This is a genomic window from Cognatilysobacter lacus, assembly GCF_008274655.1.
In the GTDB taxonomy this organism is placed as follows: domain Bacteria; phylum Pseudomonadota; class Gammaproteobacteria; order Xanthomonadales; family Xanthomonadaceae; genus Cognatilysobacter; species Cognatilysobacter lacus.
Map to the genome: position 1 here is coordinate 1 of NZ_VTRV01000260.1, position 1,677 is coordinate 1,677.

Genomic DNA, 1,677 nt, shown 5'->3' on the forward strand with positions numbered 1-1,677 from the left:
GGCCGCCGCCGCTCCCGCTGCCGTCGCCCCTGCGGTGGTCGCGCCTGCACCGACGCGCTCGGCAGAGCCGCAGACGCTTGCCGAATGGCTCGCGTCGGGGCGTGTCCGCGGCCGCGTGCGCTTCTCCGACGGCGCGGCTTCCGTCCTGATCGACGCCGACCAGCGCCAGTATTTCGGCCCGTCGACGCTCAAGGCGACCGCGCCCCTGTTCAAGCGCAACGCAGCGCTCGCCGATTTCGAAGCCGTTTCGGCTGATGTCTGGACTGCGCAGACCGCCGCGCTCGGCGCGCCGCAGGCCCTCGCCCGCCTGATCTGGTTCGGCGCGCTGCTCGCCGGCGAAGGGCGGCTGGTGGCCGGGTACGGGCCGGACGAGCGCTTCAAACTCACCAAGTGGCCCCAGACCGAACGCGAGTTCCCCAAGCACTTCCGCATCGCCACCGCGATGATGAAAGGCCCGGCTACCGTCGGTGAAATCGCGGAAGCCAGCCACGTCCCGGAAGTCGACGTTGCGGACTTCGTCAACGCGTCGCTTGCGACCGGGTTCGCCGAACCCTACCGCGAGCCCGACCCCGAACCCGACGCTTCCAAGTCCGGCGGTCTTTTCGGGCGGCTACGCGGCCGCTGACCGTCACTACGCCCAGCGCGCGCTAAACAGCCCGCCTTGCCGCTGGATACCTGCGGGCGGGACAATGCGGGGTTCGCTTTACCGGCTGGCCCCATGATTGATCCGCAGCTCTACCCGCGCCTGTCCCGCATCGATACCCCGGCCGACCTGCGCGCGTTCGACGAGAGCGAGTTGCAGGCGGTCGCGGACGAGCTGCGGGCCTACCTGATCGAGCAGGTGGCGCTGGTGGGCGGGCACTTCGGCGCGGGCCTGGGCGTCATCGAACTGACCGTCGCGCTGCACTGGCTGTTCGACACACCGAATGACCGGCTGGTGTGGGACGTTGGCCACCAGACGTATCCGCACAAGATCCTGACCGGGCGCCGCGACACCATCCAGACGGTCAAGCAGAAGGATGGCCTCGCGCCCTTCCCCAAGCGCGACGAATCGGAATACGACACCTTCGGCGTGGGCCACAGCTCGACGTCGATCTCCGCCGCGCTCGGCATGGCGATCGCGCTGCAGGCGCGGGGCGACGACCGCAAGGTGGTCGCCGTCATCGGCGACGGCGCGATGACCGCGGGCATGGCGTTCGAGGCGATGAACCACGCTGGCGGCATGGATCCCGAGCCGAACTTGCTGGTGGTGCTCAACGACAACCAGATGTCGATCAGCGAGAACGTCGGCGCGCTGACCAAGATGCTGGGTCGGCTCAGCGGCAGCCGCGCGCTCAACGCGCTACGCGAAGGCGGCAAGAAGCTGCTCGGTGACAAGAACAAGGGCGCGGCGAAATTCGTGCGTCGCTGGGAAGAGCACTGGAAAGGCATGTTCGTGCCGTCCACCCTGTTCGAGGAACTCGGCTTCCATTACACCGGCCCGATCGACGGCCACGACATGGCAGCGCTCGTCGCCACCATGAAGACGCTGAAGGGGCTGAAGGGCCCGCAGCTGCTGCACATCATCACGACCAAGGGCAAGGGCTACGAACTCGCCGAAGGCGACCAGATCGGCTACCACGCCGTGTCGCCGTTCGATCCGGCGAAGGGCATGGTCGCCAAGACCGGCGCCCGGAA

Annotated in this window: 2 protein-coding genes; both read left to right on the forward strand. The window is 68.3% G+C overall.

The window, feature by feature from the left end; translation table 11 throughout:
• Positions 1-625, forward strand: a 625-nt coding sequence (locus FW784_RS14545) for a hypothetical protein (RefSeq protein WP_205123632.1), incomplete at its 5' end; no start/stop codon positions are given.
• Between the two features lie 93 nt (positions 626-718).
• Positions 719-1,677, forward strand: a 959-nt coding sequence (locus tag FW784_RS13910) for a 1-deoxy-D-xylulose-5-phosphate synthase N-terminal domain-containing protein (RefSeq protein WP_235893694.1), incomplete at its 3' end; no start/stop codon positions are given.